We start from the raw sequence: 15373 nt of genomic DNA, 5'->3' as shown, positions 1-15373 counted from the left end.
TGCCCGTACGCCGCACCTGCCGTGGTCACCGGGTGCGTCGGCGGACGACGTGCGAGCAGAGGGCCTGGCCGGGCTCGCCGGGCGCGAGGTCGTGGTCGCCGAGAAGCTCGACGACGAGAACACCACCCTGTACCACGACGGGCTGCACGCACGCTCGACTCGGCCCACCACCCGTCGCGTGCGTGGGTGAAGTCGTTGCAGAGCCTCGTATCGATCCCACCCGGCCGACGCCGTTCGCCGTCGCGCCGGTCGGTACGCGGTCGGCCTTGGCACGAACCCGCCGACCGCGGCGGAGTTGGCCGCGCTCGTCGCTCCGTGGCGCACCGGCCTGCCGGGCGTGACCGTGGCGTGGACCGACGGCGGCTCGGTCCCGACGCTGGCGAGCGACTAGGCCGTCTTCTCCAGTTCCTCGAGGGACTCCTCCAGCAGGCCAAGCAGGCGCTGCAGGTGGGGGACGGTGCGGCGGCAGCCGGTCAGGCCGAACTCCAGGCTGCCCGCGTAGCTGGTCACCGTGATGTTCAGGGCCTGGCCCTCGTACGGGATCGACAGCGGGTAGACGCCCTGCATGCGAGCGCCGTTCCAGTACAGCGGCTTCCTCGGGCCGGGGACGTTCGAGATCAGCACGTTGAACGCCGGGGGCGTAATCCTGGTCATGCCCGGGATCGTGCCCACGGCCAGCGGGATCAGCGGGAGCGCCGACAGCGCGGTGATCTGCAGGCGGCTCATCCCGTGGTACACGGCCTTGCCCTTGAGCATCGACTCGTGGATGGTGACGAGGCGGTCCATGGGCTCCGCCTGGTTCGTGGCCAGGTCGCACAGGATGAGCCCGATGGCGTTGCCGCCGACGGACCGGTCCGTGCGCAGTGACATCGGGATCGCCGCGACCAGTGGCTTCTCCGGCAGTGTGCCCAGGTCCAGCATGTACCGGCGCAGCGCGCCGGAGCACATGGCCAGCATGACGTCGTTCATCGTCGCGCCAGCGGCCTTGCCGACCGCCTTGATGCGGTCCAGTGGCCAGCCCTGTGCGGCGAAGCGGCGCGCGCCGGTGATGGGCACGTTGAACATCGACCTCGGCGCCTGGAACGACAGTGTCGCCGACTGTTCGCGGAACGCCTCGTTGACGAGCTTCGCCGTCGCCGAGCCGAAGCCGCGGACCTCCCTGCCGAACTCGGTGATCGCGCGGATCGGGTCGAACGCCGAGTCGCGGTCGCGGTCGCGGGACGACGAGCCGAACACGTCGGTGCGTACGCGCGGTGACCACGGTGGGCGGACCGTCATGTCCGACGGGTCCTCGGACAGGGAGCTCTGCAGCAGCCGCAGCGCCGACACCCCGTCGAGCAGCGCGTGGTGTGCCTTGGTGTAGGTGGCGAAACGGTTGCCCTGCAAGCCTTCCATCACCGTGAACTCCCACATGGGACGGTGACGGTCGAGCAGGTAGCCATGCAGTCGCGACGTCAACTCCAGCAGCTCACGCACCCGGCCCGGCTTGGGCAGCCCGGACAACCGCACGTGGTACTCGAGGTCGAGCTGGTCGTCGCCCATCCACGCGAACTGGCCGACGCTGCCGACCGGGCCGCGAGGGCGACGGCGGAACAACGGGCTGACGTCCACAAGCGACAACAGTTGCCGGTGGAACTCGCTGACGTAGTCGGGCCCCGCACCGTCCGGCAACTCGAACAACTGCAGCCCGCCGACGTGCATCGGGTGCTCACGTGACTCGGCGAGCAGGAACATCGAATCCGTCACCGGCATGATGGCCATCGAGACACCTCCTGCCGAAACCCTAGCCTCTCCCAACCCCCCACTCAGAACCCACAAGCCCCCAGCCCAAAACCCGCGAGTCCACGGTTCAGAACCCGCGAGTCTCGGGTTCAGGACCCGCGAGTCTCGGGTTCAGGACCCGCGAGTTGGCGTTTCACGATTGCGAGGCCACGCCACGAACGGCCAACTCGGCGGTCCTGAACCGAAGACTCGCGGGTTCCGAACCGTGGACTCGCGGGGTTTGGGGGTTTGGGGGTTAGGGGTGTTGGCTGCTTACTGAGATTACTTCGCCGGTTAGGTAGGAGGCGTAGTCGCTGGCTAGGAAGATCATTACGTTGGCTACCTCCTGTGGTTCTGCTGCTCGGCCGAAGGCTTCCTTTGAGGTCAGTTCGGCCAGTAGGTCCTCGCTTGTCACCTTTGCGAGGAATGGGTGTGTGGCCAGGCTTGGGGCGACCGCGTTCACGCGGATGCCGTGTGCCGCGACGTCCATCGCCGCGCAGCGGGTGAGGGCCATGACGCCCGCCTTCGCCGCCGCGTAGTGCGCCTGGCCCTCCTGTGCGCGCCAGCCCACCACCGACGCGTTGTTCACCACCGCGCCGCTGCCCTGCGCCACCATCTGCTTCAGTGCCGCGCGGGTGCACCGGAACGTGCCGTTCAGCGTCACGTCCAGCACCCGGGACCACTCGTCGTCGGTCATGTCCAGGATCGAGCTGGTGCCGCCGAGGCCCGCGTTGTTGATCATCACGTCCAGGCGGCCGAACTCCGCCACCGTGCCGTTGATCAGGGCCTGGACCTGCTCCTCGTCGGTCACGTCGCACGGGATCGCGTGCGTGCCCAGCTCCGCCGCGGTCTTCTCCAGCCTGCGCTTGTGCCAGTCGCTCACCACGACCCGCGCGCCCTCCTCGACGCACCGGCGCGCGACGGCGGAGCCGATGCCGGTGCCCGCGGCGGCCGTGACCACCACGACCTTGTCCCGCAACAGATCGTGGCCGGTCACCCGCGTGCCTCCCTCGGCAGGTCGTGGCCAGTCACCCGCCTGCCTCCCTCGGCAGGTCATGGTCAGTCACCCGCGTTTCTCCCGCAAAAGGGTCATGGTCGGTCACCCGCGTGCCTCCCTCGGCAGGTCATGGCCAGTCACCGCGTGCCTCCCGCAAAAGGGTCATGGTCGGTCACCCGCGTTTCTCCCGCAAAAGGGTCGTGGCCGGTCACCCGCGTGCCTCCGTCGGCAGGTCGTGGTCGGTCACCCGCGTGCCTCTCTCGGTAGGCCGAGCACCCGCTCGGCGATGATGTTGCGCTGGATCTCGTTGGCGCCGCCGTAGATCGTGTCCGCGCGGGTGAACAGGAACAGTCGCTGCCACTCGGAAAGCTCGCCGTCGGTGGCCATGCCCGCCGCGCCGAGCACCTCCATCGCCAGCTCCCCCAGGCCGCGGTGCCAGGTCGCCCACACGAGCTTGGTGACCGACGCACCTTGTCCGTCAATCGTGCGCAGCGCGTGCCAGCGCATGACGTCGAGGCCGATGCGGGCCCTGGTCAGCTTCTCGCGCATGACCGGATCGTCGAGGACGCCCGTGTCGCGGGCGAGCGCGACGAGAGCGTCCAGCTCACGCCGGAACCCGACCTGCTGGCCGAGGGTGGCGGCGCCGCGTTCGAAGCCGAGGGTCGTCATCGCGACCCGCCAGCCGTCGCCGACCTCGCCGACCACCAGGTCCTCGGCCGTGCGCGCACCCGTGAAGAACACCTCGTTGAACTCCGACCCGCCGGTCAGCTGCTCGATGGGCCGCACCTCGACGCCGGGCTGGTCCATCGGCACGAGCAGGTACGACAGGCCGGCGTGCCGCGTCGAGCCGGGTTCGGTCCGGACCACCGCGAAGCACCACTGGGCCAGGTGCGCGAGCGAGGTCCACACCTTCTGCCCGGTGATCACCCACTCGTCACCGTCGCGCACCGCCGAGGTCGACACGGACGCGAGGTCCGACCCGGCGCCGGGCTCCGAGTAGCCCTGGCACCACAGCTCCGTGACCTGCTTGATCGGCGGCAGGAAGCGTTTCCGCTGCTCAGCGGTGCCGAGCGCGATCAGCGTCGGGCCGAGCAGTTCCTCACCGAAGTGGCTCACCCGCGCGGGCGCGGCGGTCCTGGCGTACTCCTCGTGGAAGACGACCCGCTCGTCGATCGACGCGCCGCGGCCGCCGTGCTCGACCGGCCAGCCGAGGCAGGTCCAGCCCGCCGCCGCCAGGTGCCGGTCCCACTCGATGCGCTCGTCGTGCGCCTCGTGTTCGCGGCCGGGCCCGCCAAGCCCGCGCAGCGCGGCGAAGTCGCCGGACAGGTTGTCGGCCAGCCATTCGCGCACCGTCGCGCGGAACTCCTCCAGCGGCGTCACGGGTGTTAGCCTACCAAGCAATTGCTTTGGTAGGAGGCAACGTGACCGAGGTTGTTCGTTACGAGGTCGCCGGGCCCGTGGCGATCGTGACCATGAACCGACCCGAGTACCGCAACGCGCAGAACTCCGCGATGACCTACGCGCTCGACGACGCCTTCACCCGCGCCGTGGACGACGACGAGGTCAAGGTGATCGTGCTGGCGGGCGAGGGCAAGCACTTCTCCGCGGGACACGACATCGGCACCCCGGGCCGCGACGTCGACACGAGCTTCGACCGCAAGGCCGTCATGTGGTGGGACCACGTCGGCAAACCGGGCGGCGATGGACGCTACGCCCGCGAGATGGAGGTCTACCTGGGGATGTGCCGCCGCTGGCGGGAGATCCCGAAGCCGACGATCGCGATGGTGCAGGGCGCGTGCATCGCGGGCGGGCTGATGCTCGCGTGGGTGTGCGACCTGATCGTGGCGGCCGAGGACGCGTTCTTCTCCGATCCGGTGGTGCGCATGGGCATCCCTGGCGTGGAGTACTTCGCGCACCCGTGGATGCTCGGCCCGCGCGCGGCCAAGGAGTTCCTGTTCACCGGTGACCGGTTCGGCGCGGCGCGCGCGTACGAGCTGGGCATGGTCAACAAGGTCGTCCCGCGCGAAGAGTTGCGCAATGAGACCGAGCAGGTCGCAGCGCGAATCGCTGCCATGCCACGCTTCGGGCTCGCGCTCGCGAAGCGGGCGGTGAACCAGGCGGAGGACCAGATGGGCCTGCGCGCGGGGATGGACTCGGTGTTCGGCCTGCACCACTTCGCGCACGCCCACAACGCGGAGACGTCGACGGACTCGCTCGGCGGCCTGGACGCCCGGTCGATGAGGAACGCCAGTGGATCTTGACCTGGACGCGAAGACCCTCGGGTTCCGCGACGAGGTGCGGGACTGGCTCGCCACCAACGTGCCGAGTGACCCACTGCCGCCCATGGACACCGAGGCGGGCTTCCCCCTGCACCGGGCGTGGGAACGCACCCTCGCCGACGCCCGCCTCTCCGCGGTGACCTGGCCGTACGAGTACGGCGGCCGCGACGCGACGCTGCTGGAGTGGCTGGTCTTCGAGGACGAGTACTACGCGGCGGGCGCGCCCGCCCGCGTCAGCGGCAACGGCATCGCGCTGCTCGCGTCGACGTTGTTCGCGTTCGGCACCGACGAGCAACGCGACCGCGTCCTGCCGCGCATGGCCCGCGCGGACGACATCTGGGCACAGGCGTGGTCGGAGCCGGAGGCGGGCAGCGACCTGGCGTCGGTCCGGAGCAGAGCCGCGAGGACCGACGGCGGCTGGCTGCTGAGCGGTCAGAAGACGTGGAGCAGCAGGGCAAGCCACGCCGACCGCGCGTTCGGCCTGTTCCGCAGTGACGCCGAGGCCCAGCCGCATCGCGGGCTCACCTACGTCATGTTCGACCTGCGGGCCGACGGCGTGTCCGTCCGGCCGATCGAGCAGCTCGACGGCGTGCCTGGCTTCGCGGAGATCTTCCTCGACGACGTGTTCGTGCCGGACGAGGACGTGATCGGCGCGCCAGGCGATGGCTGGCGGGTCGCGATGACCACGGCGGGCAACGAACGCGGCCTGACACTGCGCAGCCCTGGCCGGTTCATGGCGGGCGCCGAGCGACTCGTCGACCTGTGGCACGCGAATCCCGACCCCCGCATGGCGGACCGGGTGACCGACGCGTGGATCGGCGCGCAGGCCTACCGCCTGTACACGCTGGGCACGATCAGCCGCCTCGCCGAAGGCGGCGCGCTCGGCGCCGAGTCGAGCGTGAACAAGCTGTTCTGGTCCGAGCTGGACGTGGCGCTGCACGAGACCGCGCTCGATCTGCTCGGCGCGGACGGTGAGCTGGCCGGGCCGTGGCAGTCCGGTCACCTGTTCGCGTTGTCCGGGCAGATCTACGCGGGCACCAACGAGATCCAGCGCAACGTCGTCGCCGAGCGGGTGCTCGGCCTGCCGAGAGGTGACCGATGAGGTTCGCGCTGAGCACCGAGCAGCGGGAGCTGGCCGCGAGCGTGCACGCGCTGTTGTCCGGCACGGACGTGCCCGCGGTCAGCAGGTCGTGGGCGGCGGGCGACCCCGGCCCCGGGCTCGACCTGCTCGGCAGGCTCGCCAAGATCGGCGTGGCTGAGCTTGCGGACCTCCCGGTCGAGCTGGTCGTGGTGTTCGAGGAGCTGGGCAGGCACGCCGTGCCGGGGCCGCTGATCGAGTCGTACGCGGTGGCGCCCGCGCTGGGCATTCCCGGACTGGCGACCGTCGCGCTGCCGCCACACGTGCCGTACGCGCTGGACGCGGACGTGGCCACCCCGTACGTGGTCGACGGCGACGCGGTGTGCCGGGCCGAGACCGGCGCCCTGCTCACCTCCGTCGACCCGGCGCGGCGGCTCTTCGAGGTCCGGCCAGGCGAATGGGTCGGCACCGCCGGGGACGTGCTCGACGCCGGCGTGCTGTGCCAGGCGGCCCAGCTGGTCGGCCTCGGCCGCGGCCTGCTGGACCAGGCGAGCGAGTACGTGACGCAGCGGCGGCAGTTCGGCCGCCCCGTCGGCGAGTTCCAGGCGGTCAAGCACCACCTCGCGAACGTGCTGGTGGCGCTCGAGTTCGCCCGCCCGCTCGTGCACGCGGCCGCGGTGACCGGCGAGACCCGCGACATCTCGGCGGCCAGGGTCGCCGCCGCCGACGCGGCCTACCTCGCCGCGCGGGTCGCGCTGCAGGTCCACGGCGCGATCGGCTACACCCGCGAGCACGCCATGTCGTGGTCACTGCTCAAGGTCAGGGCGCTGCGCTCGGCGTGGGGCACACAGACCTGGCACCGGCGCCAGGTGCTCACTTCGCTTCGGAGTCGATGAGCAGCTGGCCGTTGACCCTGGTCACGCGGATCGTCTTGTGCTCGGTCTTCGGCCCGGCCTCGGTCGTGTAGGTGACGTTGACCGGCACCATCACCGAGCCGTCGGCGTTCGGGGTCACCCCGGTCGCGTCGGAGGACGAGACGTTCGTGAACTGCGCCCAGTACTCGTTGAACGCGTCCTGACCGCCGAACAGCGCCTGCGCGTGGGGGGTCAGCATCCCCCAGCGGCCCGGCGCGTTCTGGACCTCGTTGAAGTAGTCGATCACCCGCTGGCCTGCGGCGCTGTAGCCGATGGGCCCGCCGGCCGGGTCGGCGGGAATCGGCCCCGGGTCCGACGGCTTGTCGGAGGAGTCGTCCGGCGGATCGGACGGGTCGTCCGACTGGGACGGCTTCTGGGATTCGCCGCCATTCTGGGCGGTGCCGTTGCCCGCCTGGCGTTCGCCGCCCGGCTTGTCGGGGCTGTTCAGCATGAGCACGGCCAACAGCGTCCCGGCCAGCACGAACAGCGCGACCGCGCCCACGATCACCAGGTTCCTGCGTGACGGCCCCGCCTGCGGTGCCGCGGCGGGCCTCGGGAACGCGGCGGTCGGCTGGGCGGGCACGGCCCGCGGCGCCGGCTGGGTCGGCGCCGCCGCGAGCACCGGCCGTGGCGGCGTCTTCGGCGCGGAACGGATGGGCTGGACCGGCACCGGTTCCGTGCTGACACCCGCCAGCGCGGCCGCCACCTCCTGCATGCTCGGCCGGTCGGCCGGGTCGACACGCATGAGGCTCATGAGCGTCGGCGCCAGCGCGCCCGCGTTGCGCGGGGGCGGCACATTGCCGGACGCGACCGCGTGCAGCAGTGCGAGCGGGTTGGTGTTGGTGCCGAACGGCGGCCGGCCCTCGATCGCGTGGTAGAGCGTCGAACCGAGGGAGAACACGTCGGAGGCGCGGGACGACTCGTCGCCTCGGGCGATCTCCGGCGCGAGGTAGGCGGGGGTGCCCGCGACCATGCTGGTCTGCGTGGTGGCGGTCCCGTCGTCGAGCGCTCGGGAGATGCCGAAGTCGGTGATCTTCACCGTGCCGTTCTCGGCGAGCAGGATGTTGCCCGGCTTGATGTCGCGGTGCGCGATGCCGACGGCGTGCGCGGCGGCGATGGCCTCCGCGACCTGCGCACCGATCTCCGCCGCCTCCGCCGGGGTCAGCGTGCCACGTTCGTCCAGCACCGCCGACAGGCTCTTGGACGGCAGGAACTCCATGACCAGGATCGGGTCGCTCTCGTGTTCCGCCACGTCGAACAGGGCGATCGCGTTGCGGTGCTGGAGGCGCGCCGCGATCCGGGCCTCACGCATGGCCCGTCTGCGGGTCTCCTCCGTCATGGACTCGGAGAGCGCGTAGCGAACGACGAGCCGTTTGATCGCGACGGTACGGCCGAGCCGCTCGTCCTGCGCCTTCCACACGACGCCCATGGCTCCGCTGCCGACTTGTTCGATCAGTCGGTAACGACCGGCGACCAGTGCACCCTTCTCGATGACCAACGACTCCTCGGATGGATTCGGACCAGGCCCCCGACCTGAGTCATGAGGATATCGAATCCACCTGATCGGGCTACCTCCTAGGCAACCAAGCAACTGTTTGGTTGAATTGAGCGGTGACCTCCGAGCAGGACGCGCTGCGTGACACCCTTCGTCGGCTGCTCACCCGCGAGTCGGACACCCGGTCGGTGATGACGTCGTCATCCGGTTACGACGAGAAGCTGTGGGCGCGGCTGGTGTCCCTGGGAATTACCGCCCTGGCAGCCCCTCCGACCTGCGAAGCAACGTTCCTCGAGACCCGGGTGGTGCTGTCGGAGCTTGGCCGGTTCCTGACGCCGGGGCCTTACCTCGGTTCGGTGGTGGCGGCCGCGGCGGTCGAGTCGACGGGGTCCGACATCGCCGGGTTGCTGCCGGAGATCGCGGCCGGTGCGGTCATGTCGCCCGTGTTGGGCGCGTACGCACTGAATGCCCAGGTCGCGGACGTTTTCCTGGTGCCGCGCGACGACGGACTGTACGCGTTGTCACAGTCGGAGGTGCACGTCACTCCTGCGGGTGGCATGGACCCGACCCGCAGGCTGGCGACGGTCACGGCGACCGGTGCCGGGCGGTTCCTCGGTGTGCCGGACATGGCACGCGTCCGGGACGTGGCGTGTGCGGCGCTGTGCGCGGAGTCGGCGGGCGCCGCGGCCCGCTGCCTTGAGCTGACCGTGGACCACACGAGGCAGCGGACCCAGTTCGGCCGACCGCTCGCGTCGTTCCAGGCGCTGAAGCACCGGATGGCCGACATGCACGTGCTGGTGGAGACGGCCGAGTCGGCGGCACTCGCGGCCGCGAAGGCGGTGGCGACCGGCGAGGACCTGGCGCGCACCGCCGCCACCGCGACGGTCTGGTGCACGGAGGCGTTCTCACAGGTCGCGGCCGAGATGATCCAGCTGCACGGCGGCGTCGCGATCACCTGGGAGCACGACGCGCACCTGTACTTCAAGCGGGCGCACGGCAACACGCACCTGTTCGGCTCACCACGCGAGCACACCGCGCGCCTCGGCGTCGGACCGGGCAGCTAGGGCGCGCAACCTTCAGAGCCCGCGGCGTGTGTGAGGGGTATGAGCCCGCGCGACAGAAGCGACGACGAGCGCTTCCACGTGTTCGCGACCCGGTCGACGGCGTCGCTGACACGACTGGCCTACCTGCTCTGCGGTGACCAGCACCTCGCGCACGACCTCGTGCAGACCTGCCTGATCAGGCTGTACCAGGCGTGGCCGAAGGTGCGGGACAAGGACGCCGCGGACCCGTACGCCAGGAAGGTGCTGCTGCGGTGCTGGCTGAACGAGCGGCGCCGCCCATGGCGCCGCGCCGAGTCGCAGGACGGCCACGTCCCCGACACGCCAGCACCGGAGCGCGACCCCGCCGGGGTCATGCACCAGAAGGAGGTCATCCGGGTCGCACTCGCCAAGCTCCCGCCTCGCCAACGCGCCGCGGTGGTGCTCCGCTACTGGTCACAGCACACCGTGACCGAAACGGCCACCATCCTGCGGTGCTCGGAAGGGAACGTGAAGAGCCAGTCCGCACGAGGCCTCGCCGCGCTGCGCGCCGCGCTGGCCGGACTGGACGCCGAGGCGCTCAAGGAGCTGAAGTCATGACCCACGACATCACCCGCGGCCTGTCGCTGCTGGCCAACGAGGCAGAACCCGCCCCCATCGACTCCCACACCGTGATCCAGCTGGCCCACGCCCACCGCCGCGCCCGGCGCGCCGTGTACACCGCCACGTTCGCCACGCTCGTCGCGATCGGCGCGCTCACCGTGGCGATCGGGTCGTGGCAGGACCCGACGGCGACCGGCCCGGCCACCTCGCGGACGACCGAACCCGCCCCGGCGAGCAGCTCGGCGGACCCGGCGAGCAGTTCGGCGGACCCGCCGCCCACCACGCAGGACTCGCCGACGACAGTGCCGAACGCGCCTGAGGTTCAGGAGGACGCCACCCCCGAGGAGAACGCCGAGCGCAAGCCCCGGTTGCAGACGGAGATGATCGCCGCGTTCGACCGGATCCTGCCCGCGAGCTGGCAGCACAGCGCCTTCGGGTTCGGCTGCGACGGGAGAGGCTGCTTCGCCGAGGGCGACGTCATCGACGACAACGGCACCACCCTCGGCTTCTTCGTCTACGTCAGCGACAAGATCGGCGAGGTGACGTGCGCCGCGGGCAGCTGCGTCCGGACCGAGGTCCTCGACGACGGCACCGCGGTGGCGCTCAGCAAGGGCGACGAGAACTCCGTCTACATCGTCTCCGAACGCCCGGACCGCACCGGCATGCACCTCTCCGTCGACTGGCCAGCGGACAAGCCGAAGCCCGAGATCACCGAAGACCAGTGGCTGGAGTTCGGGCGGGCGTTCACCTACTGAGCCAGTCGAGGACCCGTCTCGCGACCGTGTCCGGTTGTTCGAGGTGGAGGAAGTGCCCGACCCTGGGCAGGACCTCCACCTCGGACCCGGCCGCGAGCCCCTTGTGCGCGTCGACGAACTGGCGCGGGTCGATGCAGCCGTCGTCGCCGCCACCCAGTACCAGCAACGGTTTCGACGCCACCGCCTCGGTGCGGCCGCCGTAGTCGACGAGCGCAGGGTCGAACCGGCCAGGGTCGAAGTTCGCGCGGTAGATCTTCAGCACGTTGTCGAGGTACTTCTCGTCGCCGTACAGCTCGTGGACCCGCGCCCTGTGCGCGGCGTCGAGCGTCAGCCGCGGCGACCAGGTCGACCACAGGTAGTCGATGAGCTTGCGGTCGGTGTTCAGCACCGCCTCCGCTACCCCCTCGACGGTGAACAGGAACAGGTAGAACAGCCGCTGCTGCTGCGCGGGATCGCTCAGTGCCTGGCCCAGTGTGGCGGGCGGCGGGATGGCCAGCGTGACGCCGCGGTTCAGGCGGTCCGGCCACGCCGCCGCGACCCGCGCCACCATGCCGGCGCCGATGTCGTGTCCGATCATGTCGACCGGCTCGCAGAACGCCTCGGCGACCGCGGCCGCGTCGGCGGCGAGCGTGATGCTGTCCGAGTAGGTCAGCGCGTCGACCGTCGAAGGATGGAACCCGCGCAGGAACGGCATGACGACCCGGCGCCCCTCGGTCACGAGGTGCTGTGCCAGCGGCGCGAACGTCATGGGGTGGTCGGGGAAACCGTGCCAGCACACGACGACCGGGCCGTCACCGGCCGCGAGTGCGGGAAAGTCCAGCCGGTCCGTCTTGACGACGATCTCCGAGAACTCCATGTTTTCGAGACTAGATCCAGTCGTCGTGCCTGGACCACGTGATGAGGTTGTCGAGGATGCCCGGCGTCGGTTCGGCGGGCTCGGTGACGGTGTACGCGCCGCGGTGGAACAGCAGCGGCCGCTCGTCGCGCTGGTCACCGAGCGTGGTGACCCGGCCGATCACGACGTAGTGGTCGCCCGCCTCGTGCACGGCCTCGACGGCGCAGTCGAGCCAGGTCAGGACGCCGGCGAGGATCGGGGCGCCGGAGGGCGCGGGTGCCCAGGGCACGCACGAGAACTTGTCGTCGCCCGCCTTTCCGAACACGGCGGACACGTCCTGTTGCGAGTGGGCGAGCACGTTCACGCAGAAGTGGCCGTGCGCCTCGATGTGCGGCCACGTGCGCGAGGTTCGCCCAGGGCAGAACAGCACGAGCGGCGGATCGAGCGACAGCGCCGCGAACGACTGGCACGCGAACCCCACCGGCTCGTCGTCCCGCATGGCGGTCACGACCGTGACGCCGGTACAGAAGTTGCCCAGCGCCTTGCGAAACCGTGCCGAAGGAATCATCCCTGCCGCGCGCCGATCGAGAAGTCGTGTCCCCACAGGGAGACCGCGGTGCTCTCGCGGGCGATCCATGCCTCGTCGTCGACCTGGCGGCCCTCGCAGCCGAACTCGACGTCGAACCCGCCGGGCGTCTTCATGTAGAAGGACAGCATCAGGTCGTTGACGTGCCTGCCGAGCGTCGCCGACATCGGCACCTTGCGGCGCAGCGCGCGGTCGTGGCACAGGCCGACATCGTCGGTGTTCTCGACCTCGACCATGAGGTGCACGATCCCGGACGGCGTCGGCATCGGCAGGAACGCGAGGCTGTGGTGGCGCGGGTTGCAGCCGAAGAACCGCAGCCACGCGGGATCCCCGTCGGCAGGCCTGCCGACGAGCTGCGGCGGCAGGCGCATCGAGTCGCGGAGCCGGAACCCCAGGACGTCGCGGTAGAAGGCCAGCGCCTCCGCATCGTCCTGTGTGGACAGTACGACGTGGCCGAGGCCCTGCTCGCCGGTGACGAACCGGTGCCCGTACGGGCTGACTACCCGCCGGTGCTCCAGTGCCGCGCCGTGGAAGACCTCGAGGGTGTTGCCGGACGGGTCGTCGAACGTGATCAGCTGGTCGACCCGCCGGTCCGCGCGTTCCTCCCGCGTACCTTCCTTGTACGGCACGCCCGCGGCCTCCAGGCGACCGCAGACCTCGCCAAGTTCTGCGACGTTCGCGACCTCCCAGCCGGACGCCGAGAGCCGGTCGGCCTCGCCGGGGACGATGACCAGGCGTGCCGGGAAGTCGTCCATGCGCAGGTAGAGCGCGTCGTCGCGGGTGCCATTGCCCTCGACCATGCCGAGGACCTTGAGCCCGTACACCCGCCACGCCTCGATGTCGGTGGCCTCGATGCGCAGGTAGGCAAGGGATCGGATGCCCATCACTCGCTCCCGATGAAGTCCATGGCGATGCGGTTGAACTCGGCGAACTTCTCGAGCTGTGCCCAGTGTCCACATCGGCCGAACACGTGCAGCTGTGCGCGCGGGATCAGCTTCAGCGCGGTGAGCGCGCCGTCGAGCGGGTTGACCCGGTCCTCGCGGCCCCACACCAGCAGGACGCGCTGCCGCAGCCGGTGCGCCTCCCGCCAGAGCATGCCCTCCTCCGGGTTCGCCGCGAAAGAGGCACCCATGGCCGCCATGGCAGCCAACGTGTCCGGGTCGCTCGCGACCGCGTACCGCTCGTCGACCAGCTCGTCGGTGACGAGCGAAGCGTCATAGACGAGCGTGCGCAGGAAGTCGGCAAGCTTCTCCTTCGACGGCCCCGGCGGCGCGGCGAACCGGTAGAGCTTCTTGATGCCCTCGGTCGGGTCGGGCGCGAACACGTTCAGCCCCAGCCCACCGGGCGCCATGAGCACGAGCCGTCCCGCGCGGTCCGGATAGCGCAGCGCGAACCGGACCGCGGTGCCGCCACCGAGCGAGTTGCCGACGAAGTGGGCCTTCTCGATGCCCAGCTCGTCGAGGAACTTCAGCAGGGCGTCGGCGGAGAACGTGAAGTACTGGCTGGTGATGTCCGGCTTGTCGGAACCGCCGAACCCGGGCTGGTCCACGACGATCGTGCGGTACCGGTCCGCGAACACGGCAAGGTTGCGCCCGAAGTTGCTCCACCCGGACGCGCCGGGCCCACCGCCGTGCAGCAGCACGACCGTCTCGCCGCTACCGGCCTCGTAGTAGTGGAGCCCGGCACGAATGTCCTCTGTTGTATGGGTCGCTGCGCTCATCCGCTCAGACGCCGCCTTCCCTCGTCGCGTGCTCGGCGCTCGTTCCTCGCGCCTGCGCGCGCTCCTCAGTCCAGGCGGCGCCCGCTCCTTCGCTCCGCTCCTCTGTAGTCAGACCCACGCGTCCTGCACCTTCAACCCGAGCTGCTGCTGCCCGTACATGACGAGTGCCTTCTCCGGATCGTTGATGGCGTGCACCCGGCCCGCGTGCGCGTCGCGCCAGAAGCGCTGTATCGGCGTGCCGACCTTGAGTGCCCGCCCGCCCGCGCTCTCGAAGAGCCGGTCGACGGCCGCGATCGCCGCGCTGGTGGCGTTCACCTGGTCGCGGCGCGTCCGCACCCGCAGCGGGAACGGGATCTTCTCGCCCTCGGTCACGTGCCGCAGCTCCTCGTCGAGATTGCGCTCGATCTGCAGCACGGCCGTGTCGATCCTGCCTGCCGCCTCGGCGATGCGGAGCTGGTTGAAGGAGTCCTCGGCGGCCCGCCCACCGGTCGACGCACGCACCCGTTCCCGCGTGTGGGTCACGTAGGCGTCGTAGGCGCCCTCGGCCATCCCGACGACGGGCACCGCGATGGAACAGGAGAAGACGGACGCGAACGGCAGCTTGTAGAGCGGCCCGGTGTTGACGGCCTGCCCCGGCCCGTGGCAGCGGCCGGTGTCCATGAAGCTCAGCGTCCGGTACCCGGGCACGAACACCTTCTCGACGATGATGTCGTTGCTGCCGGTGCCCCGCAGGCCGATGGTGTCCCAGACGTCGTCGATGGCGTAGTCCGCGCGTGGCAGCAGGAAGGTGCGGAAGTCGGTCGGGGTGCCGTCCTCGCCGAGCACCAGGCCGCCGAGGAAGACCCAGGTGGCGTGGTCACAGCCGGACGAGAAGCTCCAGCGGCCGGTGAACTCGAACCCGCCTTCTACCGGCGTGGCCCGGCCCATCGGCGCGTAGCTCGATGAGACACGGGTGTCGTCGTCCTCGCCCCAGACCTCCCGCTGTGCGCGGTCGTCGAACAACCCGAGCTGCCACGGGTGACACCCGAGCACGGCGGCCACCCACCCGGTCGACCCGCAGGCGGAGGCGATCGCACGCACGGCCCGGTAGAAGTCGTTGGGATGCGCCTCGATCCCGCCGTAGCGGGTGGGCTGGAGCAGTTTGAAGAACCTGGACTCCTGGAGTGCCTTGATCGACTCCGAGGAGATCCGGCGCGCGTCCTCGGTGTCCTGGGCCCGCTCCCGGAACACCGGAAGAAGCTCCCGCACAGCGTCAAGCACCTGTTCGCTCACACACCCAAGACTAGAACACGTTCTCATTCCTGTCGAAC

At 70.4% G+C, this 15373-nt stretch carries 16 protein-coding genes; 7 read left to right on the top strand and 9 right to left on the bottom strand.

What is annotated here, in order from left to right; genetic code table 11:
• The first annotated feature begins 49 nt into the window (after positions 1 to 49).
• Positions 50 to 190 (top strand): hypothetical protein, encoded by a 141-nt coding sequence (locus WBA97_RS37885; protein WP_424235855.1) that lies wholly within the window; start codon positions 50 to 52, stop codon positions 188 to 190.
• Positions 191 to 387: 197 nt separating this feature from the next.
• On the opposite strand, the gene WBA97_RS37880 is transcribed toward WBA97_RS37885, so the two are convergent.
• From WBA97_RS37880 to WBA97_RS37870, 3 genes are all read right to left on the bottom strand, one after another.
• Complete coding sequence (locus WBA97_RS37880; RefSeq protein WP_424235854.1) at positions 388 to 1761, bottom strand: WS/DGAT/MGAT family O-acyltransferase; 1374 nt, start codon at positions 1759 to 1761, stop codon at positions 388 to 390.
• A 256-nt stretch (positions 1762 to 2017) separates the two neighbouring features.
• Positions 2018 to 2818: an SDR family oxidoreductase gene (locus WBA97_RS37875; protein ID WP_424235853.1), complete on the bottom strand. Its 801-nt coding sequence runs from the start codon at positions 2816 to 2818 to the stop codon at positions 2018 to 2020.
• Between the two features lie 183 nt (positions 2819 to 3001).
• A complete protein-coding gene (locus WBA97_RS37870; RefSeq protein ID WP_424235852.1) occupies positions 3002 to 4138 on the bottom strand; it encodes an acyl-CoA dehydrogenase family protein in 1137 nt (378 codons plus the stop codon).
• 41 nt (positions 4139 to 4179) lie between these two features.
• Between WBA97_RS37870 and WBA97_RS37865 the strand changes: the two genes are divergently transcribed.
• The 3 genes from WBA97_RS37865 to WBA97_RS37855 are packed head-to-tail and all read left to right on the top strand — an operon-like array spanning position 4180 to position 7011.
• Entirely contained in the window at positions 4180 to 5019 is an 840-nt protein-coding gene (locus WBA97_RS37865; RefSeq protein WP_424235851.1) for an enoyl-CoA hydratase, read from the top strand.
• Positions 5009 to 6139, top strand: coding sequence for an acyl-CoA dehydrogenase family protein (locus WBA97_RS37860; protein WP_424235850.1), 1131 nt, complete (start codon positions 5009 to 5011; stop codon positions 6137 to 6139). The genes WBA97_RS37865 and WBA97_RS37860 overlap by 11 nt, the downstream gene beginning before the upstream one ends.
• Positions 6136 to 7011 (top strand): acyl-CoA dehydrogenase family protein, encoded by an 876-nt coding sequence (locus tag WBA97_RS37855; protein ID WP_424235849.1) that lies wholly within the window; start codon positions 6136 to 6138, stop codon positions 7009 to 7011. Before WBA97_RS37860 ends, WBA97_RS37855 begins: the two co-directional genes overlap by 4 nt.
• On the opposite strand, the gene WBA97_RS37850 is transcribed toward WBA97_RS37855, so the two are convergent.
• The gene (locus WBA97_RS37850) at positions 6989 to 8527 is read right to left on the bottom strand and encodes a serine/threonine-protein kinase (RefSeq protein WP_424235848.1); all 1539 of its coding nucleotides are present in this window, start codon (positions 8525 to 8527) and stop codon (positions 6989 to 6991) included. The two genes, WBA97_RS37855 and WBA97_RS37850, sit on opposite strands and share 23 nt — an antisense overlap.
• A gap of 113 nt (positions 8528 to 8640) precedes the next feature.
• Between WBA97_RS37850 and WBA97_RS37845 the strand changes: the two genes are divergently transcribed.
• Genes WBA97_RS37845 through WBA97_RS37835 form a run of 3 tightly spaced genes read left to right on the top strand, consistent with a single transcriptional unit; the run spans position 8641 to position 10922 of the window.
• Positions 8641 to 9588 (top strand): acyl-CoA dehydrogenase family protein, encoded by a 948-nt coding sequence (locus tag WBA97_RS37845; protein WP_424235847.1) that lies wholly within the window; start codon positions 8641 to 8643, stop codon positions 9586 to 9588.
• Between the two features lie 39 nt (positions 9589 to 9627).
• On the top strand, positions 9628 to 10164 hold the full coding sequence (locus tag WBA97_RS37840) for a SigE family RNA polymerase sigma factor (RefSeq protein ID WP_424235846.1): 537 nt from the start codon (positions 9628 to 9630) through the stop codon (positions 10162 to 10164).
• The gene (locus tag WBA97_RS37835; RefSeq protein ID WP_424235845.1) at positions 10161 to 10922 is read left to right on the top strand and encodes a hypothetical protein; all 762 of its coding nucleotides are present in this window, start codon (positions 10161 to 10163) and stop codon (positions 10920 to 10922) included. The genes WBA97_RS37840 and WBA97_RS37835 overlap by 4 nt, the downstream gene beginning before the upstream one ends.
• Here WBA97_RS37835 and WBA97_RS37830 read toward each other — a convergent pair.
• The 5 genes from WBA97_RS37830 to hsaA all read right to left on the bottom strand — a co-directional run bounded on the left by WBA97_RS37830 (position 10912) and on the right by hsaA (position 15362).
• The gene (locus WBA97_RS37830) at positions 10912 to 11778 is read right to left on the bottom strand and encodes an alpha/beta fold hydrolase (RefSeq protein ID WP_424235844.1); all 867 of its coding nucleotides are present in this window, start codon (positions 11776 to 11778) and stop codon (positions 10912 to 10914) included. The two genes, WBA97_RS37835 and WBA97_RS37830, sit on opposite strands and share 11 nt — an antisense overlap.
• Before the next feature lie 10 nt (positions 11779 to 11788).
• Positions 11789 to 12325: a 3-hydroxy-9,10-secoandrosta-1,3,5(10)-triene-9,17-dione monooxygenase reductase subunit gene (gene hsaB, locus WBA97_RS37825; protein WP_424235843.1), complete on the bottom strand. Its 537-nt coding sequence runs from the start codon at positions 12323 to 12325 to the stop codon at positions 11789 to 11791.
• Entirely contained in the window at positions 12322 to 13227 is a 906-nt protein-coding gene (gene hsaC / locus WBA97_RS37820; protein WP_424235842.1) for an iron-dependent extradiol dioxygenase HsaC, read from the bottom strand. The genes hsaB and hsaC overlap by 4 nt, the downstream gene beginning before the upstream one ends.
• The gene (gene hsaD / locus WBA97_RS37815) at positions 13227 to 14063 is read right to left on the bottom strand and encodes a 4,5:9,10-diseco-3-hydroxy-5,9,17-trioxoandrosta-1(10),2-diene-4-oate hydrolase (RefSeq protein ID WP_424235841.1); all 837 of its coding nucleotides are present in this window, start codon (positions 14061 to 14063) and stop codon (positions 13227 to 13229) included. Before hsaD ends, hsaC begins: the two co-directional genes overlap by 1 nt.
• Before the next feature lie 108 nt (positions 14064 to 14171).
• Complete coding sequence (hsaA, locus tag WBA97_RS37810) at positions 14172 to 15362, bottom strand: 3-hydroxy-9,10-secoandrosta-1,3,5(10)-triene-9,17-dione monooxygenase oxygenase subunit (protein ID WP_424235840.1); 1191 nt, start codon at positions 15360 to 15362, stop codon at positions 14172 to 14174.
• Positions 15363 to 15373 lie beyond the last annotated feature (11 nt).

The sequence above is a fragment of the Actinophytocola sp. genome (genome assembly GCF_049647105.1).
Lineage (GTDB): Bacteria > Actinomycetota > Actinomycetes > Mycobacteriales > Pseudonocardiaceae > Actinophytocola.
This window is presented reverse-complemented; position numbering and strand designations above follow the sequence as displayed.